The organism is Paucibacter sp. KBW04 (assembly GCF_003852425.1).
Classification (GTDB): Bacteria; Pseudomonadota; Gammaproteobacteria; order Burkholderiales; family Burkholderiaceae_C; genus Paucibacter_A.
Genome location: NZ_QAJN01000009.1, coordinates 53,664 through 76,343 on the forward strand (window position 1 = coordinate 53,664; position 22,680 = coordinate 76,343).

Sequence of the window (22,680 nt, forward strand, 5' to 3'; positions counted from 1 at the left end):
GGCAGCGCCTCCTTCGCCAGCGAGGCCGATTCCTCAGCGAAACTCCATGGATGGAGAAAAGAAAATTCGATAGGGCGCTGGTCTGGTTTCGCCGCGATCTGCGGGCGCAGGACCAGGCGGCCCTCTACCACGCGCTGCGCTCGGCCCGCCAGGTCTTCTGCGTGTTTGTGCTGGACCAAGCCATCCTCGCCCCCCTGCCCCGCCAGGACCGGCGGGTGCTCTTCATCCTGCAGGCCCTGGAGTCCTTGGACGGCCAGCTCAAGGCCTTGCAGCCCGGCAGCGGCCTGATCGTGCGCCACGGCCTGGCGGAGGATGAAATCCCGAGGCTGGCGGCCGAGTTGGGCGTGCAGGCGGTGTTTTGCAACCATGACGATGAGCCCGCCGCTCTGAGCCGTGACGCCGAGGTGGCGCAGCGCCTGGCCAGTTTTGCCTGTGCTTTTGAGTCCTTCAAAGATCATGTGATTTTTGAGCGCAGCGAGGTGCTGACGGGTCAGATGCGCCCCTACGGCGTCTTCACCCCCTACAAGAACGCCTGGCTGCGCAAGGTGGATGAGTTCTATCTGCGCGCCTACCCGGTGGAGCGCTATGCCCAGAGCTTGGCTTTGCTTGCACCCTGCCCGCCCATCCCCACGCTGGCCGACATCGGCTTTGAGCCGGTGGACCTCAGCCCTCAGCTGGGCAAAGGCAGCGAAGGCGCACAGGCCCTGTTGGACGATTTTGTGGAGCGCATGGATCGCTACGACAGCGCCCGCGACTTCCCTGCCGTCAAAGGCCCTAGCTATCTGAGCGTGCACCTGCGCTTTGGCACCATCTCCATCCGCCGCTTGGCACGCGAGGCCTGGCAGCGCGCCCAGGGCGGCGACCGGGGCGCCGAGGTCTGGCTGTCGGAACTGATCTGGCGCGATTTCTATCACCAGGTGATGCACCACCATCCCCATGCGATGAGGCAGGCATTTAGGCCCGAGTACGACGCCATCCAGTGGGAGAGCGGCCCGGCCGCCGATGCCCTGTTTGCCGCCTGGTGTGAGGGGCGCACCGGCTACCCCCTGGTGGACGCGGCCATGCTGCAGCTCAATCAGAGCGGCTATATGCACAACCGCCTGCGCATGGTGGCGGCCTGCTTTTTGATCAAGGACCTTGGCATTGACTGGCGGCGCGGCGAAGCTTATTTCGCCGAGAAGCTGCTGGACTTCGACCTGGCCGCCAATAACGGCGGTTGGCAATGGGCCTCATCGAGCGGCTGCGATGCCCAGCCCTATTTCCGCATCTTCAACCCGGTCACGCAAAGCGAGAAGTTCGACGCCGAGGGCCGCTTCATCAAGCGCTATCTGCCCCAGTTATCCAAGCTGCCGCCCAAACTGATCCATGCCCCCTGGTTGGCCAAGCCGCTGGAATTGCAGGCCTGTGGACTGGTGCTGGGGCGCGACTACCCGAGCCCAATAGTGCGCCACGACGAAGCGCGGGCGCTGACGCTGGCGCGCTATGCGGTGGTCAAGAGCCGGGCCCTGCCAGAGTCTTAAGAACGGGCGCCGCCTCGGCCAAGCTGCCTTGCACACCGCTTGAATAAGGCGTTTGCCAGCGCGCCAGGATGTCACGGTAAGGCCCGCCCCAGCTCTGCAGGGCCTGGGGGCGGCCCAGCAAGACCTCATCCAAAAAGGCGGCCGCCAATTCCTTGGTGGCCTGCTTGGCGCGCGGGTTGAGGCTGCTGCCGCCCGTCAGGCCGCGGTCGGTGAACATGCTGTGCGAGCCCCCCTCAAACACGGCCAGGGCTTTGAGGGCGGAGCGCCCCGGGGCTTGGCTGCCGGTGAACTCGAACAAGGCCAGGCGGTCTTGCGCCGTGGAGTAGTAGCCGGGGATGCGGATCACATCTTCGGTGGCGGTGATGTGCAGGGTGGGGATGCGGATGCCGCCGGTGATGCTGGCCTTGTCGGCCTCACCATAAAAAGGCGGGGCCGAGATCAGGATGGCGGCCTTGATGCGGGGCTCGCGCAAGTCCAGGGCATGGCCCTCGCGCTGCACCTGGGCGCCAGCCAGCAGCAAGGTGGTGTTGGCGCCGTAGGAATGGCCGGCGGCGGCGATGCGCTGGGCGTCGATCAAGCCGCCCCGCTCGCTTTGCAAAAGCTGGTCCAGCGCGAACTTGACGTCGGCCACCCGCGCCAGCGCCTCTTGCTCACGCGCTGCCGTCTGCAGGCGATCCACCAGTTGCAGCGGGTTGCCCAACCAGAGCTGGCGGTCGCTGCCCACATGCTGCACATGCAGGCTGGCATAGCCCTGGCTCGCCAGATAGGCACCCAGATAGCTATAGCCGCGCCGCGAGCTGCCGATGCCGTGGGAGAACAGCACCAAGGGCACGGCCCGGCCCTGCTGCGCATTCTTGGGCCAGTACAAGCGCACCGGCACCGCACGGTCGCGCGCCTGATCGCGCCAGTCCATGTCCAGCACCTGCACCCCGGCGGCCACGGCCTCCTTGGCCCAGACGCTCTCGGCCGCGACTTCGTCCTGGCTTTGCGCCTGGGTGGGCACGCGGCTCAGATCCACCGGCGTGCTCTTGCAAGCACTCAAGCCCAGCAGCGCGGCCAGACCCAGGGCCAGGAGCAAACGCCCTTGGCCAGACTTGCTGAATTTGCTGTACTTGATCGCCACGCTGCTTGCCCCTCATCCTCGCTGCACAGTGGCAGCACATGACGACAGACTAAGGCAGTTTCAAGTCGTGCTGAGCCCGGACGGGCTCAGCGAAACAAAACGATACGCGAAGAAGCCTTAGAACAACTCCACCGCGCTGACCTGGGCCTGCTCCTGCATCTGGCCGCTGCTGACCAGATCGGCATAGTTGTGCACCTGGTTGCGGCCCGATTCCTTGGCGTGATAGACGGCCTTGTCGGCGCGGTCAAAGGCCGAGGCGGGTGAGTCCTCCGCCCGCACCTGGGTGAAGCCTATGCTGACCGTGATATGGCCCACCTGGGGGAACAGGTAATGCTCGGTATTGAGGCGCAGGCGCTCGAAGGCCTGGGCCGCATCGAGCTGATCTTCGCAGCGCATCAAGGCCACAAACTCCTCGCCGCCAAAGCGGTAGAGCAGATCGTGGAAGCGGAAGCTGCTGCGCATCAGGCGCGAGAGCAGCAGCAAGACTTCGTCGCCGATCAAATGTCCAAAGCGGTCGTTGACGCTTTTGAAATGGTCAATATCGATCACGCCCAGGTAGTACTGGGGCCGCGTGCCTTCGTGGCGGCGGCCGTCATCGCTCGGCGGCACATCGCTGCGCGCCGGCAGCTCGCTGACGGCCTTCAAGAAGCTTTCCTCAAAGGTCTTGCGATTGAGCAAGCCCGTCAAGGTGTCGCGTTCGCTGTATTCCAGCAAGCCCTGGAAGTTGTGATAAATCCGCAGCACGCTGCCCACCATGCGTTGCAGGGCGGGGCTGAGCTTGAGGGTCGAATGGATTTCCACCACGCCCACCACCTCACGATCGGTGGCGATGGGGAAGAGCGAGAGCCAGACCTCGCCCACCCGCTGTTGCTGCACGCTGCGGCTGCGCATGCAGTCCAGCCGGGCCGGGTGCTCTTGGGCCAGGGGCAGAGTGGCGGGGTCGGCCCAGAGCGGGTCGGCCGTGGCCACCGCGTCTTCCAAGGCGAGCCGGGCGCGCGTCAGCCAACGCTCCTGACCGGGCTCTCCGACGCAACGGAAGATCGCCACCGACAGCGGTTCCAGCAGATCGCGCAAGGCCGACACCAGGGTGACGTCCATCACATCGCGATCGCGAAACCCCGTCATCTCGGCGAGATGATCAACGACTTCGGACATGGCTTAGATCGCCCCATGTACGGGGCCTCAGCATATTTCCTCGGTGTTCAGGGCTCTTCTGGCCCCTTACACCCCTATGCCCCAGCCTCCGATCAACACGACTGCTAACTCCCTGCCCTGCACGAACAGGGTGGGGAGTCTTGCGCTGATTCGGTGTTGGAACTACGCCCCCGACCCTCCGTCGGGAATGTGTGTCGAAGTGTAACCATCAATCAGTTTCAGCAGCTGATCTTCGTCATAGGGCTTGCCCAGATAGTGATCAACCCCCAACTCCTGCGCATAGTCGCGGTGCTTTTGTGCGATGCGCGAGGTGATCATGATGACGGGCAGACCCGCCAGACGCGCGTCACCGCGCATATTGCGCACCAGATCGAAGCCGTCCATGCGCGGCATCTCGATATCGCTGAGCACCAGGGCTGGCAGCTCTTCCTCGGCCAGGCGTTCCATCGCATCCAGGCCATCCTTGGCCAGCTGCACCCGGTAGCCTTCGCGCTCCAGCAGGCGCTGGGTGACGCGGCGCACGGTCAGGGAGTCGTCCACCACCAGGATCAAGGGCGCCAGCTGCAGCTCGTCCTCGGCCGCCACTTCGGCCGCGCCCAGGTGTGCGCCGGCCAGCTCCTGCTGGGCCTGCGCATGCAGATCGCGCAGGCGTTGCTGAGCGGCGATGCCATACCAGCTGGCCAGGGCATGCGGGTTGTAGATCAAGGCCACGTCGCCGGACGCCAGCAGGCTGATACCGGCCAAGCCGGGCACGCGGCTGAGCTGCGGGCCCAGATTCTTGACCACCACTTCCTGATTGCCCAGGACCTCGTCCACATGCAGGGCCAGGCGTTGCTGGCTATTGCGCATGTAGACGATGGAGGCCGTCTTGCCATGGGCAATGCCACGGCCCTGCTGGCCGAGCAGACCGCCCAGCCAGTAGAAAGGCAACTCCTGGCCGGCTTGGTTCAGCGTGCCCTTGGCATAAGCCTGCTCCAATTGATCGTTAGGCAGGCGCTGCACCGAGTCCATCAAGCTGGCCGGTACGGCCACCGATTGCTCGCCGCAGCGCAGCAGCACGACCTGGGTCAGCGCCGTGGTCAGGGGCAGGCGCAGGGTGAAGCTGCTGCCCTGGCCGGTGCTGGACGAGGTTTCAATCGTGCCGCCCAAGGTGGCCACCTCGGCCCGCACCACGTCCATGCCCACGCCGCGGCCCGAGGTTTCGGTCACCTCGGTGGCGGTGGAGAAGCCGGGGCGGAAGATCAGCTGCATCAGCTCCGCGTCGGCCAGGGCCTTGACGGCCTCGGCCGGCATCAGGCCCAGCTCGATGGCGCGCTCGCGAATGCGAGGCAGGTCCAGGCCGGCACCGTCGTCGCTGAAGTTCAGCAAGACCTCATTGCCCTCTTGCTGCAGGCTCAGGCGCAGCTGGCCTTGCGCCGGCTTGCCCGCGGCAACGCGGGCTTCGGGCGCCTCGATGCCATGGCCCACGCTATTGCGCAGCAAATGCTCAAAAGCGCCAGCCATGCGTTCCAGCACGCTGCGATCCAACTCGGTTTGGCCGCCGACGATGCTCAGCTCGGCCTGCTTGCCGGTGTCGCGCGCCGCCTGGCGCACCACCCGGTGCATGCGCTCGGACAGGCTGTCGAACTCCACCATGCGGGTGCGCAGCAAATCGTCCTGCAGCTCGCGCGTCAGGCGCGACTGCGCGGCCAGCTCGTCTTCGCCTAACTGCACATTGCGCTGCAAAGAGCGCTGCACCGTCGCCACGTCACCGACCGACTCGGCCAGCATGCGGGTCAGCTCTTGGAAGCGGGTGTAACGGTCAAACTCCAGGGGATCGAAATGCTCGGCCGCACGCTGCAGCTGCTCCTGCTGCGAGCCCATCTGGGCTTCGGCTTGCAGCTCCAGCTCGCGCAGCTGAGCGCGCAGGCGGTCCAAGTTATCGTCCAGATCCAGCAAGGCGCCCTTCATCTGGGCCAGCTCGGACTCCAGCCGGGTGCGGCGAATACTCACCTCACCGGCCTGAGCCGCCATGCGTTCGAGCAAACTACCGCGCACCCGCACCATGGCTTGCAAGCCAGCACCGGCCTCGCTGCCAAAGCCTGTGTCCTGACCGGTCTCGACAAAACGCGACCAATCGATGCCAGCGCCAGGCGTAGCCACGGCTTGCGGCAGGGCCTGACCAAGCGCAGGCGCCAAACCCTCTGCAGCCGGCTGAGCCGGCTCGGTCAGCTCCGGCAGCGCCGCCGCGGTCTGCGGGGCTTGCTGGGCCGCCCGCAATGCTTCAAAACTGGCGGCCAAGGCGTCAGCACCGGCCTGCAGAGCCAGCAATTCTTCCAGGGCCGGCATCTCGTGCCCATCGGCCTGGGCCAGGGCGCGCTCGACCGCGCTTTCCAGCACATGGGCCTGCTCGCCGAGCTGCATGGCACCGCTCAAACGAGCACCGCCCTTGAAGGTGTGCAGAGCACGCATGCAGGCCGCACCGGCGCTGCGCTCATGCGCTTGCGAGAGCCAGCTGCGCAAGGCGGCATGCAACTCGCTCAGCAGCTCCTGGGCTTCATCCGCGAAGATGGGGAAGAGTTCGGGGTCAATGGCGTCGGGCAAGCCCGGCTCCACCTCGTCGTCCAGGGCCGCGGGAATGGGGGCGAGGCTGGGCTTATGGGGCAGTTCCTCTTCCAGATCCAGGCGGCGCGAATCCAGGTCCAGCTCGGGGTCGGCCTCGGGCTGGTAAGCCTGCAGCAAGGCCAGGGTGGCCGGATCGTGCGGGCGCAGGAAGCCAGCGGCGAACTGATGCAGCAGATGGCGGATCTCGTCCGCCGCCTGCACAAACATCTGCGCCTCGGCCTCGCTGTAATGCCGGGTGCGCTGGGCGCGGCCCAGGGCATGCTCCAGCGCACGCGCCAGGGTGGACAAGTCCTCGAACTGCACGGCCGCCGCATTGCCCGCCAGGGCATGGGCCAGTGGCTCGCAATTGGCGGGCACGGTGCCGGCCAGTTCCACCGCCCACTCGGCCAGGCTGGTGCCCAGGCGACGCGACAGCTCATCGGCCTCGTTCAAGAAGATATTGAACAAGGTGATGCTGACCCGGATTGGGCCAATGACCTTGACGCTCTCTTCCTCGGTCTCGGCGGCGCGCAGCTCTTGCTCCTGCAGCACTTCGGGCGGCGGCGTGTTGCGCACCAACTCCAGCACCGGGGCATGGCTGGGCGTCGGGGCGGCGGCGATCTCCGCCTCAGCGTCGGCGCCAAGCTCGGCCGTGGCTTCGGCCTCAGCTTCATGCGGCATTTCGGCCAAATGCTCGGGCTCGGGCTCAGGCTCGGCCAGCGGCGCCAGCTCTTCCGACGCGGCCAGCGCCTCCATCAACTCGGGAGGTGCGGCCACCGGCGGCTCGGTCGGCACGGCGTCGAGCAAACCGTCCAGCGAGGCCAGCAAGTCGATATCGCTCTCCGACACCTCGGGCAGGGCCTCCAGCGTCGGGACTTCCTCGGCCGCGGCATCCGTCAGGGTTGGCGCCAGGTCCGGCGTCAGCTCCTCCGTCAAAACCGGCAGCCCCTGCCCTTGGCTCAAGGCCAGGGCCTCGCTCAGGCTGGTGCTTTCGGTCAGGGTGGGCAGATCGGCGTCGGAGAGATAGTCGCGCTCGGGCGTCGGCGGCTCGGCCGGGACGGGCGGCAGTTCCTCGCCCAGATCCAGCCGCAGTTCAAACTCGGGCAGCTCAAAGTCGGCTCCAGCTGGCGGCGTATTCGAGGCCGCCAGGACCTCATCGGGCAGTTGCAGCACAAAGGGCTGCTCGTCCTCGTCCAAGCTCAGCGCCGGTGCCGACGTGGGCTCGGCCAGATGCAAGACGGCCGCCATGGCCTGGGCCTGTTCGGGCTCCAGCAAGGCGAGGAACTCGGCCTGCACCTCGGCGTCCGTGGGCTCGGGCGGCTGTGCGGGCTCGGCCGGCACCGGCGTGGCCTCGGGCGGCAGATCCAGAACCAAGCGCTCCGCCATCTCGGTGGGCGGGAAGGCGATATGGCTGGTGGCCGGGAACTCGACCTGCTGCGTCAGCGCAAACTCCAGCGGTGGGCTCAGCTCGGTGGCCTGGAAGGCAGCACGCTCTTGCGGCACAGCACTCGGCTCGGGGGCAGCCTCGGCAAGCGTTGCGGCCGGCTCAAAGATGCGGGGCTCGGTCAGACCCAGATCCGGCGGGCCGGCTTCGACCGGCACGGGGCTGGGCTCAGGGCTAGAAACAGGCGCTGGTTCAGCTTCAGCGACAGATTCGGCTGAGGGCTCGGGGACAGCCTCCACAGCCGCCAGCTCTTCCAGCACCGGCAAGTCCGGGGCTTGCAGAAGCGGCGCCGGGCTGGGCTCGGCTGCGGGCTCGGGTGTGAGCTCCGGTGAGGACTCGGCCGGCGCATGAACCGCGGGCTCCGCCTGTTCGAGCAGAGACACGCGCAAGCCCTGCAGACGCAGGGCGTCGGCAGCATGGCGCAGCGGGCCGGAGTAATGCACGGGCACGGGCACGGGCACGGGCTCAGCCGCGCCCTCACCCTGAGCGGCGATCTCCTCGCACCATTGGCCCAGATAGTCCAGGGCCTCGGCGCTGAAGTCCAGCAGATGATCGTTGCCGGGGGGCGGCAAGGCATCGCTCAGGCGCACGTTGTACAGCTGCTCGCAAGCCCAGGCGCCTTCGCCAAAGTCCTCCAAGCCCACCATGCGGGAGCTGCCCTTGAGGGTGTGGAAGGCGCGGCGCAGCACGGTCAGTTGCTCGCGGCTCTGGCCTTCGCTGCGCAGCTTGGCCAGGGCCTCGCGGGCATTGGCCAAGACCTCGCTGGCTTCTTCCAGGAAGATTTCGCGCATCTCCGGGTCGAAGGACGCCGGCGCCTGTGCCGCCTGCGCAGGACGCGCGGGCATGGGCGGCAAGACGGGTGCGGCTGCGGGCGCAGGTGCGTGTGCGTGTGCGTGTGCAGGGACCGGGCTGATCGCGGGCGCGGCGGCTGTGGCCAGCGGCGCCATATCGGCGGCGGCCTCGGCATGGTTGCGGCCCATCAGCGGGCTCAGTCGACCGCTGGCCTCGTCAAACACAAACATGCGCTTGGCCAAGGCGGGCTGCACGCCCAACATATCGATCATGAAGCCCAGGGCGCCCAGATTATTCGCCAGGCGGTCGAAGAGTTCACGCGGTGCGGCGCGCTCGACATCGACCTCGGTATTGGCCAGGCGATCGACCTCGTCGCGCATGCGCAGACAGGCTTGCGCGGCATGGCCCAGGCCCAAGACGGTCAGCACGCCGCGCATGGCGGAGAGCTGGCCCGGCACCGGGATCAGGCGCTCGCGCTTGCTCGGGTCGCGGAAATACTCATCGGCCAGGCGCTCGACCTCGGCCAGATTGGCACGCAGCTCATGCACCACGCTGCCCAGGGTCTGGCGGTCGGAGACGCGGCGGTACAGATCCTCCATCCAGGCTTCCAGCGGCTCGGGCGTGCCGCCACGGGCGACGGACTCGATGCGGCTGGCCAGGCGCTTGACGCGCTGGGCCTGCTCGGGCTGATCAAAAGCCTGGTCGTCCAGCGCGGCTTCCACATAGAGCAAGCTGGTGGCAACTTCCATCGCCAGCGGGGCCGGCGGCGGTTTGCCCGAACGCAGGGTGCTGACGACGGCGCGCTGCAGCATCTCGCCCAGCACGGCGCCGCCCGGGAACAGGCGCTGCAAGGAGTCGGCCAGGCTGGCGAATTGCTCGTCCAGGCCGGCCAGGCGATGGGTCTCGCCCTCGGCCACCGTGCCCCAGGATTCCTTGGCCGCGCTGACGCGGCGCCGGCCTTGGGTCACCCAGGCCGGGTCGATGCGACCCAGGGTTTCGTCCTCGTAATCGCCGGGGGGCTGATCGGGCAGATTGAAGTTGGCGCGCACCACCAGCAGGCGGGGTGCGCTCTCGTTGGGGCCGGGCAAGGCGCTTTGGGCGCAGAAGAACAGCAGGTCGTGCGCCAGGCGCTCGTTGACCGCCGCATCGCCCTTGTCCACCGCGCGCAGCTGCGCCAGCAGGCGCGAGCCCAGGCGCTTCACAAAGGGGTCGGCCACCAGCAGGCCTTGGGCCTGGGCCTCAAACATGGCGGCCGCCAACTGCCACAGCGTGCGGCTACGCGGCGCGCCAACCAGATCGGCGGCCAGGGCCGCACACAGATCGCTAAGCTTGGCGGCATAGGCCCGTGCCATGGTCTCGCTGGGCTCACGCATCTGCTTGAGCAAGGTGGCCTCGAAGGGGCCGCGCAGGGCGGCCGGCGACTGCGCCTGCGCGCTGACGTCCTCGGGCAGCTCGCGCCAGCGCCAGTCAAAAGTCCAGAGATCGGCGGGGTGGATGCGCTCCGCGCCGTTCAAGGCCTGCAACTCGCGGAAGCTGGGGAAGAGGCTCAGGGCCGAGGCCGGCGTGCCGGCCAAGAGGCGAGAAATCAGCGACAGCAGGGCGAAGTCGGCCCGCTCGATGATCTCGACCTTGGGCAGATCGATATTGGCCGGGTGCTGGGCCAGATTCGACACCGCCTGCTCGGCCGCGCGCAAAACCGTGGCGCCGGCGGGCAGGCCCACCAGGGACAAAACACCCGCCACCTGGTGCAGCTGGGCAGCCGCCGCCAGCAGGGGCGATTGTGCCTGGCCTTCGGCCGCTCCGCCCGCCAATGCAGTGAAATTGGACAGCCGGGTCTCGCCATCGCGCAGATGGCGGCGCAGCGATTTGTGCACCGTCTCCAGCGAGCGGCGCAACTCCTCCTGCACCCAGGCCAGCGGGCTCAGGTCGGCCGGGAGTTCGGAATCCTGAGCGTCGCGCGGCATCTGCGAATCGCGAAACTCCGGCGCGTCTCGACCACCCGGCGCGGGCCGGGACTGGCGTGGGTTTGAGGACAAGAGTTCCATCACTGCCTCTTGCCTCAGGCGACCTTGAAGCGGGCCACCGAGGCCTTCAAGGCATCAGCGGAACGGGACAACTCATGCACCATCTGGGCGGTCGAACGGGTGCCCTCACTGGTCTGCTCGGTCACGGCAAAAATGTGTTGAATGTTCTCGGCCACCTCGTTGGCGGAGCGCGCTTCGCTGAGCGCCTGAGTCGAAATCTGGGCGATCAAATCGTCTAGGCGACGCGACACGGTGTCGATCTCTTCCAGCGCCTTACCGGCCGCGTCAGACAGACGGGTACCCTGGACCACGCCCAAGGTGGAGCGTTCCATGGCGGCCACGGCGTCGTGGGTGTCGGTCTGAATGGTCTTGACCAGGGCGGCGATTCGGCGGGTCGCATCGCCCGAGCGTTCGGCCAGGCGCTGCACTTCTTCGGCCACCACCGAGAAGCCGCGACCGGCTTCACCGGCCGAGGCCGCCTGGATAGCTGCGTTCAGCGCCAGCACATTGGTTTGCTCGGTAATGTCGGAAATCAGCTCGGTGATCTCACCAATTTCCTGCGAGGACTCACCCAGACGCTTGATGCGCTTGGAGGTTTCCTGGATGTGGTCGCGGATGGAATTCATGCCGCTGATATTGTTCTGCATGGCCTGCAGACCGGACTCAGCCGCCTCACGCGACTGACGCGCCACCTGGGCCGTGGCCTGCGCCTGGGTAGACACCTCGTTGATTCGGCCCGCCATCTGCAGCACGGCCTCGCCGGTGGAGCGGATCTCGTGCAGCTGCTCTTTGGAGGCGGCCAGCAGATCGGTGGAGGTCTGGTCCACCTGGCCGGTGGTGTCGGTCACCCGCGCGGCCGTGGCCTGCACCTGGCTGACCAGATTGCGCAGCTCTTCCACCGTGTAGTTGACCGAGTCGGCGATCGCGCCGGTGATGTCTTCCGTCACCGTCGCTTGCTGGGTCAGGTCGCCCTCGGCCACCGTCTGCAGCTCATTCATCAAACGCAAAATCGCGGCCTGGTTGGCGTCGTTGACACGCTTGGCTTCGCGCTCCTGCGCCTCGGCCTCTTGCTTTTGCGCCTCGGCCATGGCCGCGCGCTGAGCCTGGTCGGCCACGTACAAACGCAAGAAGCCCAAGGCGCCGGCCACCAGGGCGGCCAGCGAGGCCAACATCACCACCACCAGGGGCAGGTTGACGCCACCGGCCGACTCAAGTTCTTGCGCGACCTGCTCCAGGCCTTTGCGCAGCGGCTCGGCATCGGCCAAGATGCTGGTCTGCGCCTCACGCGCCGACACCAGGCCCTGCAAATTACCCAGGATCACCGAGGCTTGGCTGCGGGTCAGCTCGTACTGCTTGAGCAAGGTGACCAGGCGGGCCTTCAGACCGGCGTCGCGCACGCCGTTCAGATGCAGCTCGGGGTTGCCGCTGATCAGGGCTTCGGTGATCAGCTTGAAGGAGTTCAAGTCCTTACCCAGCAGGAACACCGCCTCGGGGCTGACGCCCTCCTGGGTCTGGAATTCATTGGCGCTCTTGCCGATGCGCTGGGTCAACATCACCAGCTGGCCGGCGGCGGAGATTTCGGCGGTGGAGGCACCTTGCTGCAAGGCTTCGGCCGAGACGGACTCGGCGCTTTCCAGCAGATCACCCGATTGCTTGTTGATGGCGCGCAGAGCCTGGCCGACTTCGGTCAAGGCCTTTTCCTGTGACTTCACCACCTTGCCGTTGGCTTCGGCGCGCTCCACCACCGGCAGAATCGCGTCCAAGCTGGCCTGGGCCGAGCGCGGCGCCTTGGCCAGATCGCCCTCACCCGAGCGCAGGTCCCGGACCACGCTGGCCATGGTGCTGACGCTCTCGCGCAATTCGGTAAAAGCCTCGGGTTTGCCCACCAAGGCGGAGGTCACCGACTTGGCCATGCGCTGCGACTGCATCAAGGCCTGACCGGTGGCACGCACCTGGGCCGCGCTGCGCGAGCTGTTCAGAATCGTCAGGCTGACCGTGGCGGCCGTGCCCAAGAGGCCCAAGGCCACCAGGGCCGTGAGCAGGGTTTGGTGGCGCTTGGCCGAAACGGCGGGCGCAGCGGCGGGCGGGGCCTGAGTCTCGGCAGCGCTGGTGGTGGTGGTGTTGAAACTGGTCGTCGTCGTGCCGAAATCGGCCGGCGTGAACTCGGTAGGCACCGCCTCCGAGATGATGGACGAGGTGGAGGAGGCCGGGTGAGCCGCGTCGCTGTCGAGCTCGCGCGCGTCATAGCCTTGGGCGCCGTTCAGGGCCGTTGAGGCGGGGCTGCCGCCCGCGCTCGTTGCATCGCTGCCAAAGGCATTGGCCTCGCCCTCGGTCTTGCCCAGGTTCTTGATCTTGTCCAGGAAGCTCATCTCACCCTCTTCTCGATTTCACTCGATGTCGATTGTTCGCCGATCTCTGTTCAGGCCGGAGATCGAACCATTTTTTTGTTCCGGCACGGCCGTCCCTGCCGCCCCTGCGATCCGTTTTGGGCCGACCCGCTTGGCAGGGGTCGGCTTGGATCGTCGGGTTCAGAAGGGCTGCACCGCCTCATCCCGCCGGGGATCAGACCACAACTTGCAAAAACTGTTCATGTTTTGAAAGGGCGTCCAAATGCACTTGTTGCCACGATCGCCCCTGCGCGTCCAGCATGCGCTGGCCGGCAAAGCGTGGCCGCCCTTCTTGCTCGGCCGCCGTCAGGGGCTGAGCTTTGAGCTGCTCCTCGCTGCGCAGACCGGCCAGGCGGTCCACCAACAAGGCGCAGTTGGAATTCATATCCGGGTTGAGCGAGACCAGGCGCGCCTGACCCGCGTCGGCACGCGCCTCGGCCGAGCCCGGCGCCTGCGGCGCGCGCAGCCCCAGAAAAACCGCCAGGTCCACCACGGTGAACAGGCCGCCGCGCAGATTCGCCACCCCCATCATCCAGGGCTTGGCATAGGGCAGCGGCTTGAGCGGCACGGGCGTGAAGATTTCGGCCGCATGCTTGAGCGAGAACAAGAGGCCCTGCCCCCCGCACTCCACCGCCAACCAGGCGGCACCCGGTGCCTGGTGCTCGCGCGCGGCCTGCATGCGTTGCGCCAGGCGCTGCTGCAATTCACGCAGGGCTTCTTTGTTACTCATCTTGTTTGCTCATAGCACGTTTGCACCAACCATTCGGCATGAAACTGACTGCATTCGGGCCGAGCGCCGGGCCGTCCCAAGCCGGCCCGCCTTGGCGATGTGCTTGCCGGTCAATCCGGCAAGCATCGCCGTCCCCGCGGGGGACCGACCAAGGTACTCCTTGGGCGAGGGGCCTCATCTCAGCCCAGGGCTTTGATCTTGGCCAACAACTCCTCGGCCTTGACCGGTTTCACCACGTAATCACGCGCGCCCTGGCGCATGCCCCAGACCTTGTCGGTCTCCTGACCCTTGCTGGTGCACATGATCACCGGCAGATCGGCATAGCGTTCATCGCGGGTGATGGTGCGGGTGAGCTGGAAGCCGTTCTGGCCGGGCATCACCACATCCATCAGGATGAGATCGGGCTTCTCTTCGGCCAGACGCTTGAAGGCTTCTTCGCCGTTTTCGGCGGTGCGCACCGAGTAGCCGCGCTTGACCAGCAGTTCGCTGAGCACATGCAACTCGGTCTTGGAGTCATCGACCAACAATATTTTTTGGATAGGCATGGTTCGTCCTCAATCGGTGAGGCCAGGGAACGCAATCAAGTTCAAGTCGGCTGAGCTAGGCATCAAGCGACACGCCGGTGCATCTGCACGGCCTTGAGCAATTGATCTTTGGTAAAGGGTTTGGTCAGATAGTCCTGCGAGCCGACCATGCGGCCGCGCGCCTTGTCGAACAAGCCGTCCTTGGAGGACAGCATGATCACAGGGACCGAGGAAAACTGAGGGTTGCGCTTGATGATGGCGCAGGTCTGGTAGCCGTCGAGGCGCGGCATCAGGATGTCGCAGAAGACCAGATCGGGCTCAAAGTCGCTGAGCTTGGCCAGCGCATCAAAGCCGTCTTCGGCCAAGACGATGTCATGACCGGCCTGCTTGAGAAAGATTTCGGCGCTACGCCGTATGGTGTTGCTGTCATCAATGACCAGCACTCTTGCCGCAGTCACGCTGCTTTCGGGACCTTCAGGAACTTGCACGTCCTAGCCTCTTTCTCAGCAAAGCCAAACGAATCAGGGGAGAGCCTGGCAGCAGGTACAACAGTCAAACAGCGGCAGCTGCCCGCGGGACTTGGCCCTTGTTTAGATACGGACCATTTCAAAGTCATCTTTACGTGCCCCACATTCAGGGCAGGTCCAGTTCATGTCCACATCGGCCCAAACGGTACCTGGGGCAATGCCATGTTCTGGGTCACCTGCAGCCTCGTCGTAAATCCAGCCGCAGATCAGGCACATCCAGGTACTTGCTTCGCTCACGATGCTTATCTTTTTGCTCACTACAATGCAAAGATTGTAGCCACGCTGGCTCCTCGGCCTTCGTGTGGAAGTAGACAAGGATGCAACAGCAATTCTCGGGACTTACCCGCCAATGCTGCGGCTCTTGTTGAGGTTCGCACAAAGTGTTCGAAGGGCCGCTGTGAGCTCCGCCGCCTGCGGCCAGCCGATTTGCGAAATTACCCTGACCTTGCGCCGCACCTTATGAGCAAAATCGAACCCAAAGCCCATCCGGCCAACGCCGTTGACGTGGCCCTCAGCGAAGACGATCAGGGAGCGCAAGCCCCGGCCAGCGTGATGAGCTTCAATGCCAGCGAGGCCAGCGGTGCGAGCGGCCTGGGCTGCGACGTCGCCACCATTGCCGCCATGGGTGCCCACTGCCTGCCCATCGTCACCGCCATCGTGCTGCGCGACACCGCCGAGGTGTTCGAGCACATGACGCTGGACACCGACACCATTGCCGAGCAGGCCCGGCTGATCCTGGAAGACATCCCCATCACCGCCTGGAAGGTCGGCTTTCTGGGCAGCGCCGAGGGCGTCAGCGCGGTGGCCGAGGTCTTGTCCGACTATCCTGACGTGCCCCTGGTCGCCTATCTGCCCAATGTGGCCTGGCTGGATGAAGAGCAGCAGCAAAGCTATCTCGACTCCTTCCGCGAGCTGATCCTGCCGCAGACCCATGTGCTGGTCGGCAATCACAAGACCCTGACCGATTTCCTGCTGCCCGACTGGGACGCCGACCGCCCCGCCTCGCCGCGCGAGCTGGCCGTGGCCGCCGCCCAGCATGGCGCCGCCCATGTGCTGGTGACCGGCATCAGCCTGCCCAACCAGTTTGTCGACAATGTGCTGGCGACGCCCCAAGGCCCGGTGACGGGCGAGAAGTTCGAGCGTTTCGACATCAATTTTGTCGGCGCCGGTGACACCCTCTCGGCCGCCCTGGCCGCCCTGCTCTCGGTGGGCGCCGAGATCCACTCCGCCGTGGCCGAGGCCCTGTCCTTCTTGGACCAGGCCCTGGACGCAGGCTTCCGCCCCGGCATGGGCAATGCGATTCCCGACCGCTTCTTCTGGGCTCTGCCGCCTAACGAGGAAGAAGAGGAAGCCGCTGCCGCCGAGGCTGCTGCCGCTGCGGCCGAGCTGGATGCTGGCGGCCTGAGCCTGGATGACGGCCCCGTTGTAGGCCGCCCACCGCGTCGCATGCACTGATCGAATTCACCAGTTCCACAAGAAACGTGAATGGGCAGGCCAAGCCTGCCCTTTTTTCTAAGCCACAAGCCATTCGCTGTTCCTGCCATGTCTTCACAAAACCAAGTCTTGTTCGAGCGCGCCCAGCGCGTGATCCCTGGCGGCGTTAATTCGCCTGTGCGCGCTTTCCGCGCCGTCGGTGGCACGCCTCGCTTCATCACCCGTGGCGAAGGCGCTTACATCTTTGACGCTGACGGTAAGCGTTATGTGGACTACATCGGCTCCTGGGGCCCGATGATTCTGGGCCACGGCCACCCCGCCGTGCTGAAGGCCGTGACCGAGGCAGCGCAGGAAGGCTTCTCCTTCGGCGCGCCGACCGAGCGCGAGATCGAGCTGGCCGAAGAGATCCTCAAGCTGGTGCCCAGCATGGAGCAGGTGCGCCTGGTGTCCTCGGGCACCGAGGCGACGATGAGCGCCATCCGCCTGGCGCGCGGCGCCACCGGCCGCAGCAAATTCATCAAGTTCGAGGGCTGCTACCACGGCCACACCGATGCCTTGCTGGTCAAGGCAGGCTCAGGTCTTGCCACCTTTGGCCACCCCACCAGCGCCGGCGTGCCCGCCGAAGTGGCGCAGCACACCTTGGTGCTGGAGTTCAACCACCTGGCCCAGCTGGAAGAAGCCTTTGCCCTGCACGGCAAGGAGCTGGCCTGCGTGATCATCGAGCCGATCGCCGGCAATATGAATTTCGTGCGCACCCAGACGGCGTATATGAAGCGTCTGCGCGAGCTCTGCACCGAGCATGGCGCCCTGCTGGTGCTGGACGAGGTGATGACCGGTTTCCGCGTCGGTCTGCACAGCGCCCAAGGCCATTACGCCAGCCTGATCCCCGGCTTCAAGCCCGACATCAGCGTCTTCGGCAAGGTCATCGGCGGCGGCATGCCCCTGGCCGCCTTCGGCGCCAGCCGCGACATCATGAAGCACCTGGCCCCGCTGGGCGGGGTCTACCAAGCCGGCACCTTGAGCGGCAACCCGGTCGCCACCGCCTGCGGCCTGGCCACCTTGCGCGAGATCCAAAAACCCGGTTTCTTCGAAGACCTGTCGGCCAAGACTCGCCGCCTGGTCGACGGCCTGGCGGCAGTCGCCAAGGAAAACGGCGTGCCTTTTAGCGTTGACGCGCAAGGCGGCATGTTTGGCTTCTTCCTGATGGACTCGCTGCCGCAGGAATATCAGACCGTGATGACGACCGACAAAGAGCGCTTCAACCGCTTCTTCCACGGCATGTTGGACGAGGGCATCTACCTGGCGCCCGCGCTCTACGAAGCCGGTTTTGTCTCGGCCGCGCACAGCGACGCCGACCTCAACCAGACCCTGGAAGCTGCTCGCAAGGTCTTGCGCTAAGCATCGTCACCTAGAGCTAAGGCCGTATCACCCATGCATATTCACATCCTCGGCATTTGCGGCACTTTCATGGGCGGCCTGGCCGCCCTGGCCCGCGAGGCGGGTCACCGCGTCACAGGCTGCGATGCCAATGTCTACCCGCCCATGAGCGATCAGCTCCAAGCCCTGGGCATTGAGCTGACGACCGGCTTTGGTGCCGAGCAATTGGCCCTCAAGCCCGACGTCTTTGTGATCGGCAATGTGGTGACGCGGGGCGAAAAGTTCCCGCTGATGGAAGCGATTCTGGATGCCGGTGCGCCCTACACCAGCGGCCCGCAATGGCTGGCCGAGCATGTGCTGCAGGGCCGCCATGTTCTGGCGGTGGCCGGCACCCATGGCAAGACCACGACGACCTCCATGCTGGCCTGGATCCTGGAGCATGCCGGTCTGCAACCGGGCTTTTTGGTGGGTGGTGTGCCGCAGAATTTTGGCGTTAGTGCCAAGCTGGGCTCGGGCAAGACCTTCGTCATCGAGGCAGACGAATACGACACCGCCTTCTTCGACAAGCGCAGCAAGTTTGTGCACTACCGGCCGCGCACCGCGGTGCTGAACAATCTCGAGTTCGACCACGCCGACATCTTTGCCGACCTGGGCGCCATCGAGACCCAGTTCCACCACCTGGTGCGCACCGTGCCCGCCAGCGGCCGCATCGTGGCCAATGCCCGCGAGGACGCGCTGCAACGCGTACTGGACCGTGGCTGCTGGAGCGAGGTGCAGCGTTTTGGCGCCCGCAAGGAAGAGTCCGGCACCCTGCGCGCCCGTGGCGAGCCACAAGCCTTTGATGTGCTGCGCGGCAGCCTCAAGGTGGCGCGGGTGGAATGGAGCCTGATCGGCGAGCACAACCAACTCAACGCCCTGGCCGCGATTGCCGCGGCCGAGCATGTGGGCGTGAGCCCTGAGCAATCCGCCGCCGCCCTGGCCACTTTTCAAAACGTGCGTCGGCGCATGGAGTTACGCGGCGAGGTCGCTGGCATCAAGGTTTACGACGATTTCGCCCACCATCCCACGGCCATGCGCACCACGATTGACGGCCTGCGCCGCCGCATTGCGCCTGCTGAACGCATCCTGGCGATTTTCGAGCCCCGTTCCAACACCATGAAGCTGGGCACCATGAAGGCGCAACTGCCTTGGGCGCTAGAAGAAGCCGATCTGAGTTTTTGCAACCAGGCTGGGCTGGGATGGGATGCCAAGGAGGCCTTGGCGCCGATGGGCGCGCAAGCGGTCGTTGGCGCGGATGTAGATGCGCTGGTTTCAGCGGTGCTGCGGGTGGCTAAGGCGGGGGACCATTTGCTGTGTATGAGCAATGGGGGGTTTGGGGGCGTTCATGAGAAGTTGTTGGACGGGTTGAGGGATAAGTTTGGTGGGTGAGCAGTGCGGCAGCTAGCAAGCGCCAGACCCTCTTGTGCTGGTACCGATTTACCAAATGGCCACTCCGCACACGCGCCGTTAAATGAATGGCTGCAATCGCTTACGAACTGCAGAAGAAAAGGTTTGGTCCATGACAATTTCTCCGCTGTTCCGAAAGACAGAGGAACGCACATTCTTCGCTCACCACATGCTTCTTCATGCGGCTCAGTTGGAAATCGAAGACGCTGAAGCTTCTGAGCTTGGCCGGTATAACAAGTGCCTCGCATCAATGGTCATGGTTGCTCTCGCAATCGAAGCACTCGTCAATGCCGTTGGATCTCGTGCTGCACGTGACTGGTCGTCATTCGAACGCCTCCGTCCTTACGAGAAGATAGATCTATTGGTCGAAGAACTAGGCATTCAACGGAATCCCCTTGAGGAGCCCTGGTGCACCTTGCAATACTTGGGGCGGTTTCGAAACGACATTGCGCACCCAAAGCCTGAAGAAATCATTTGTGAACGAATCCTGCCTCAGGCCGGACTTAACAAGACGGCATTTGACACTCCCTTGTCCAAGTTGGAACGTGAAATTACGCTCGGAAACGCTAAGCGTTCCTACGCTGCCGTACGCAATCTCAAGGGAATACTTGCCGATGCACTGCCTGAGAGTGACCGCTTCGGTATCTTTGCGGACATGTGGCACGGTAGTACAACGATCCATGAGTAATAGACCGCACAGGGGTTAGAGGTTCGGAATCAGATACCGTCTCGAAAGGTTCAGGATCAGGTCTCACGCGGTTCGGGGTCAGGTCTCAAATCTCTAGGCAAGACCTGACCCTCTTCCAACGCCGGAAGTGATCTAGGACACCCATCCAAAATCGCAAACCCATGTCGGTGTCGATGCTGACCCCTTGGTTTGGCCGGGCTGGGAGTGCCCAAGTGCATGGTCAAATGCTTGGCGGCCATCGTTAACGATTTACAGAAGTCAATTTGGGCGCCATGAACATCGCTCCTGCCACTCCTGAGCACGCATCCGGCATCGCCAGAGTCCACATCCGCTCTTGGCAGGCGGCCTACGCCGGCATCCTCGACCAAGCGTTCCTGGATCAACTTTCCTTCGAGGATCGGGCGATTCGGTGGGAAGACATACTCCAAAGGCAAGAGTCCAAAACGCTCATTGCGCTCCAAGACGACAACGTCGTCGGCTTCATCAACTACGGCCACTGGCGCGACGAACAATCGTCTCCCGAGCAAGGCGAAATCTGGGCGCTCTACGCCGACCCGGAATCCTGGAGTCAAGGCGTCGGTCGCGCGCTCATGGCTCAAGCCCTACTGGAGTTACGCGCCCTTGGCTATGTCGAAATCTCTCTGTGGGTTTTTGGTCGGAACGAGCGCGGGGTCAACTTCTACAAGAGCTGTGGGTTCTCGCACGTCAAAGGCAGCGAAAAGCAGTTTGAACTTGGCGGCCGCCAAGTTGAGGAAGTCTGCCTACGGTTTCGAAATAGCGCCTAGTTCAAGCGTTAAAGCCCATTTGGAGTCCTACCGAGATCGAGAAGCACTGAGCCAGACTTCCGAGTTCGCTACTGGTTCCTTAGCGAAGGGGAAGGGGCGCGAAGTCAGGCCTTGAAGTCGCTTCGCGACGCCCAGCGAAGCTTCCGCTCCTCACCCAGTCTCAACGGGATTTGAATACCGTCACGCCTCGCTGCGCATCGGCTTGAGGGGCTGCATGCGCCGAGCGCATGCAGCGTTAGCTGCATCGTTATCGAGGCGACGCGCAGCGAGCCGAGTGGGGTTCGCATTCCCCGTGTTGCCTGGGCGAGGAGCGCAGGATTCGACGGGCGTCGCGAAGCGACTTCAAGCTCTAGCTCGCGCCCCCTGATTGAACGGAGCGTAGCGCAGTGAGTTGGGCGCGGGCCGGCGAATCCGAGCACCACAGCGGACCCCGCAGGGGCCAGGCATTCGGGTCGCCTTTTTTGCCTACTTTTTTGGCGAAGCAAAAAAGTAGGTCGCCTGCCGGGGCGAACTCCCGGCTGGGCCGCTGATCAAACACAGCCGAACACTAGCGAAGCATCGATGTTCAAGGTCGACTTGACCAGAGCCTGTCGCACTCAAACCCCATCAACCGCCCAGATCACCTCCGGCCCCGCACTCCGCCTCAAATCGACAAGCAGCGCATAGTCCGGCGAGGCATACCAAGCCTCCAGCGCGGCCCTGTCGGGGAAGCGGATGATGACCGCCCGGGTCGGCTGCCATTCACCACCAAGCATGCGATGGGAGCCACCTCGCGTGATGTATTGGCCACCAAATTGCTCGATCAAGGGCGCAGCCTTGCGTCGGTACTCTTCAAACGCCTCGGCGTTTTCCACCCGGTGTTCAGCAACAAGATACGCAGGCGAAGTCATGCAATCACTCCTTCAGCTCATGGCCCGCAACTGCGTTGCGGGGCGAAGCTTGACCATCACAAAGTACAAGCCACCCGCCACGCAGATGCCAAGAATCGAACGCAAGGGATGATTGATCAGAAACATGGACGCCACGCCAGCGCCCCAAGCTACCAAGCCGTTCAGATTGAAGCCGCTAGGCGCCTGGGCTGTGTAGCTGCGCGCAATCCAGTAGTCGCTGACCAGCACGCCGGCAATGGGCGGAACCATCATCGTCAGCAACATCAGAAACTCCATGAAGTTGCCCAGAATGCCCGAGGCCGCGAGAAGTGAACCCAGCACACCGGCGATGAGCGTGGCCGTCTGCCGCCGCTCCGCAGGCCAGTGCAGGACTTGATTGATGGCCAGCCCGGAGGAATAGGCGTTCATCACATTGGTCGTCCACGTGGCAATGATGAGGACCGACAGCGCGAGTATGGGCATGCCAAGCTTTGCGTAGATTTCAACGATGTCATAGGTGTTCTGAATGATGGCCAGCATGGCGCCGCATGCGGCCAAACCCATGGCGGCGGGGAGCAGGCCCAAAACCGAGCCCAGGATTGCATCCAGCCTGGTGCGTGCATGGCGCGCATAGTCCGGGGAAATCACGCCTCCCACCGAGAAGAAGCCGATGGAGAGACCGATGGCAGTCAAAAAGTCCAGCTTGTGGGCGGGATCGGGTCGGTACTTGCTGATGACCTCAAAGCTGTGGCTCTGAAACGCGATATGCAGCGCATACACGACCAACAACACCTTGCAAGGGACGGCGATGAAGTTGAGCCACTTCAGGTACTTGAAGCCGAACACCGCGGTCAGCATCATCGCCAGCCCCACGAACAAGGAGGCCAGGGCCGGCGAGATGCTGACCCCGAAGGACAGCTGGCTGATCTTGGCAATCGAGCTGCCGGCAACCCCGCTTTGCACACCAAACCATCCCAGCAGGGAGATGCCCAGGGCCAGGCCGACCACGAGCTGGGCCCCCTTGCGGCCAAACGCGCTGGAGGCAAGTTCCACCGTATCCAGGCGCTGCTCCACCGCAGCGACGCTCTCAAGACTCATGAAGGCCACGACCACGCTGAAGCCGAGAAAGCCGGCAAGCATGGCATCCCAGAAAGGCAGGCCCGCCACCAGCGTGCTGCCGATCAAGAGCGATGGCACGCTGATCATGCCGCCAAACCAGATGGTAGCGAGGCCGAGCCATGTGAGGCCGCTGTCCTTGGAAGTAGTCATGAT

16 protein-coding genes are annotated in these 22,680 nt (G+C 64.6%); 6 read left to right on the forward strand and 10 right to left on the reverse strand.

Features of this window, described 5'->3' with window-relative positions; genetic code table 11:
* Window positions 1–50: 50 nt before the first annotated feature.
* Window positions 51–1,520, forward strand: coding sequence for a deoxyribodipyrimidine photo-lyase (locus DBR47_RS11800; RefSeq protein WP_124450219.1), 1,470 nt, complete (start codon window positions 51–53; stop codon window positions 1,518–1,520).
* On the opposite strand, the gene DBR47_RS11805 is transcribed toward DBR47_RS11800, so the two are convergent.
* From DBR47_RS11805 to DBR47_RS11840, 8 genes are all read right to left on the reverse strand, one after another.
* Window positions 1,492–2,643, reverse strand: coding sequence for a hypothetical protein (locus DBR47_RS11805; protein WP_197047022.1), 1,152 nt, complete (start codon window positions 2,641–2,643; stop codon window positions 1,492–1,494). The two genes, DBR47_RS11800 and DBR47_RS11805, sit on opposite strands and share 29 nt — an antisense overlap.
* A 117-nt stretch (window positions 2,644–2,760) precedes the next feature.
* Window positions 2,761–3,798 carry a GGDEF domain-containing protein gene (locus DBR47_RS11810; RefSeq protein ID WP_124450221.1) on the reverse strand — a complete coding sequence of 346 codons (1,038 nt, stop codon included), beginning with the start codon at window positions 3,796–3,798 and terminating at the stop codon, window positions 2,761–2,763.
* A 162-nt stretch (window positions 3,799–3,960) separates the two neighbouring features.
* Window positions 3,961–10,662 carry an Hpt domain-containing protein gene (locus tag DBR47_RS11815; protein ID WP_124450223.1) on the reverse strand — a complete coding sequence of 2,234 codons (6,702 nt, stop codon included), beginning with the start codon at window positions 10,660–10,662 and terminating at the stop codon, window positions 3,961–3,963.
* A gap of 14 nt (window positions 10,663–10,676) precedes the next feature.
* The gene (locus tag DBR47_RS11820) at window positions 10,677–13,010 is read right to left on the reverse strand and encodes a methyl-accepting chemotaxis protein (protein WP_124450225.1); all 2,334 of its coding nucleotides are present in this window, start codon (window positions 13,008–13,010) and stop codon (window positions 10,677–10,679) included.
* 193 nt (window positions 13,011–13,203) lie between these two features.
* Window positions 13,204–13,758, reverse strand: a complete 555-nt coding sequence (locus DBR47_RS11825) for a chemotaxis protein CheW (protein ID WP_124450227.1) — start codon at window positions 13,756–13,758, stop codon at window positions 13,204–13,206.
* Between the two features lie 179 nt (window positions 13,759–13,937).
* Window positions 13,938–14,303 carry a PleD family two-component system response regulator gene (locus tag DBR47_RS11830; RefSeq protein WP_124450229.1) on the reverse strand — a complete coding sequence of 122 codons (366 nt, stop codon included), beginning with the start codon at window positions 14,301–14,303 and terminating at the stop codon, window positions 13,938–13,940.
* 62 nt (window positions 14,304–14,365) lie between these two features.
* Entirely contained in the window at window positions 14,366–14,770 is a 405-nt protein-coding gene (locus tag DBR47_RS11835) for a PleD family two-component system response regulator (RefSeq protein WP_305037015.1), read from the reverse strand.
* Between the two features lie 102 nt (window positions 14,771–14,872).
* On the reverse strand, window positions 14,873–15,025 hold the full coding sequence (locus tag DBR47_RS11840) for a rubredoxin (protein ID WP_124450315.1): 153 nt from the start codon (window positions 15,023–15,025) through the stop codon (window positions 14,873–14,875).
* Between the two features lie 243 nt (window positions 15,026–15,268).
* On the opposite strand from DBR47_RS11840, the gene DBR47_RS11845 reads away from it, so the two are divergent.
* The 5 genes from DBR47_RS11845 to DBR47_RS11865 all read left to right on the forward strand — a co-directional run bounded on the left by DBR47_RS11845 (window position 15,269) and on the right by DBR47_RS11865 (window position 20,539).
* A complete protein-coding gene (locus DBR47_RS11845; protein WP_370454908.1) occupies window positions 15,269–16,264 on the forward strand; it encodes a hydroxymethylpyrimidine/phosphomethylpyrimidine kinase in 996 nt (331 codons plus the stop codon).
* Between the two features lie 87 nt (window positions 16,265–16,351).
* Entirely contained in the window at window positions 16,352–17,641 is a 1,290-nt protein-coding gene (hemL, locus tag DBR47_RS11850; protein WP_124450231.1) for a glutamate-1-semialdehyde 2,1-aminomutase, read from the forward strand.
* A gap of 33 nt (window positions 17,642–17,674) precedes the next feature.
* Complete coding sequence (gene mpl, locus DBR47_RS11855; protein WP_124450233.1) at window positions 17,675–19,048, forward strand: UDP-N-acetylmuramate:L-alanyl-gamma-D-glutamyl-meso-diaminopimelate ligase; 1,374 nt, start codon at window positions 17,675–17,677, stop codon at window positions 19,046–19,048.
* Between the two features lie 130 nt (window positions 19,049–19,178).
* Window positions 19,179–19,754, forward strand: coding sequence for a hypothetical protein (locus DBR47_RS11860; protein ID WP_124450235.1), 576 nt, complete (start codon window positions 19,179–19,181; stop codon window positions 19,752–19,754).
* A gap of 272 nt (window positions 19,755–20,026) precedes the next feature.
* On the forward strand, window positions 20,027–20,539 hold the full coding sequence (locus tag DBR47_RS11865; RefSeq protein ID WP_124450237.1) for a GNAT family N-acetyltransferase: 513 nt from the start codon (window positions 20,027–20,029) through the stop codon (window positions 20,537–20,539).
* A gap of 596 nt (window positions 20,540–21,135) precedes the next feature.
* On the opposite strand, the gene DBR47_RS11870 is transcribed toward DBR47_RS11865, so the two are convergent.
* A complete protein-coding gene (locus tag DBR47_RS11870; protein WP_124450239.1) occupies window positions 21,136–21,429 on the reverse strand; it encodes a DUF1330 domain-containing protein in 294 nt (97 codons plus the stop codon).
* A 12-nt stretch (window positions 21,430–21,441) separates the two neighbouring features.
* Window positions 21,442–22,677 carry a cytosine permease gene (locus DBR47_RS11875; RefSeq protein WP_124450241.1) on the reverse strand — a complete coding sequence of 412 codons (1,236 nt, stop codon included), beginning with the start codon at window positions 22,675–22,677 and terminating at the stop codon, window positions 21,442–21,444.
* Window positions 22,678–22,680: the final 3 nt, after the last annotated feature.

Excerpts from the sequence above, each read along its gene's own strand:
- DBR47_RS11825 (WP_124450227.1), bottom strand. The coding sequence starts at position 13,758 with ATGAGTAACAAAGAAGCCCTGCGTGAATTGCAGCAGCGCCTGGCGCAA.
- DBR47_RS11815 (WP_124450223.1), bottom strand. The coding sequence starts at position 10,662 with ATGGAACTCTTGTCCTCAAACCCACGCCAGTCCCGGCCCGCGCCGGGT.
- DBR47_RS11820 (WP_124450225.1), bottom strand. The coding sequence starts at position 13,010 with ATGAGCTTCCTGGACAAGATCAAGAACCTGGGCAAGACCGAGGGCGAG.
- DBR47_RS11875 (WP_124450241.1), bottom strand. The coding sequence starts at position 22,677 with ATGACTACTTCCAAGGACAGCGGCCTCACATGGCTCGGCCTCGCTACC.
- DBR47_RS11840 (WP_124450315.1), bottom strand. The coding sequence starts at position 15,025 with ATGTGCCTGATCTGCGGCTGGATTTACGACGAGGCTGCAGGTGACCCA.
- hemL (WP_124450231.1), top strand. The coding sequence starts at position 16,352 with ATGTCTTCACAAAACCAAGTCTTGTTCGAGCGCGCCCAGCGCGTGATC.
- DBR47_RS11830 (WP_124450229.1), bottom strand. The coding sequence starts at position 14,303 with ATGCCTATCCAAAAAATATTGTTGGTCGATGACTCCAAGACCGAGTTG.
- DBR47_RS11865 (WP_124450237.1), top strand. The coding sequence starts at position 20,027 with ATGAACATCGCTCCTGCCACTCCTGAGCACGCATCCGGCATCGCCAGA.
- DBR47_RS11845 (WP_370454908.1), top strand. The coding sequence starts at position 15,269 with ATGAGCAAAATCGAACCCAAAGCCCATCCGGCCAACGCCGTTGACGTG.
- DBR47_RS11810 (WP_124450221.1), bottom strand. The coding sequence starts at position 3,798 with ATGTCCGAAGTCGTTGATCATCTCGCCGAGATGACGGGGTTTCGCGAT.
- DBR47_RS11860 (WP_124450235.1), top strand. The coding sequence starts at position 19,179 with ATGACAATTTCTCCGCTGTTCCGAAAGACAGAGGAACGCACATTCTTC.
- DBR47_RS11800 (WP_124450219.1), top strand. The coding sequence starts at position 51 with ATGGAGAAAAGAAAATTCGATAGGGCGCTGGTCTGGTTTCGCCGCGAT.
- DBR47_RS11870 (WP_124450239.1), bottom strand. The coding sequence starts at position 21,429 with ATGACTTCGCCTGCGTATCTTGTTGCTGAACACCGGGTGGAAAACGCC.
- mpl (WP_124450233.1), top strand. The coding sequence starts at position 17,675 with ATGCATATTCACATCCTCGGCATTTGCGGCACTTTCATGGGCGGCCTG.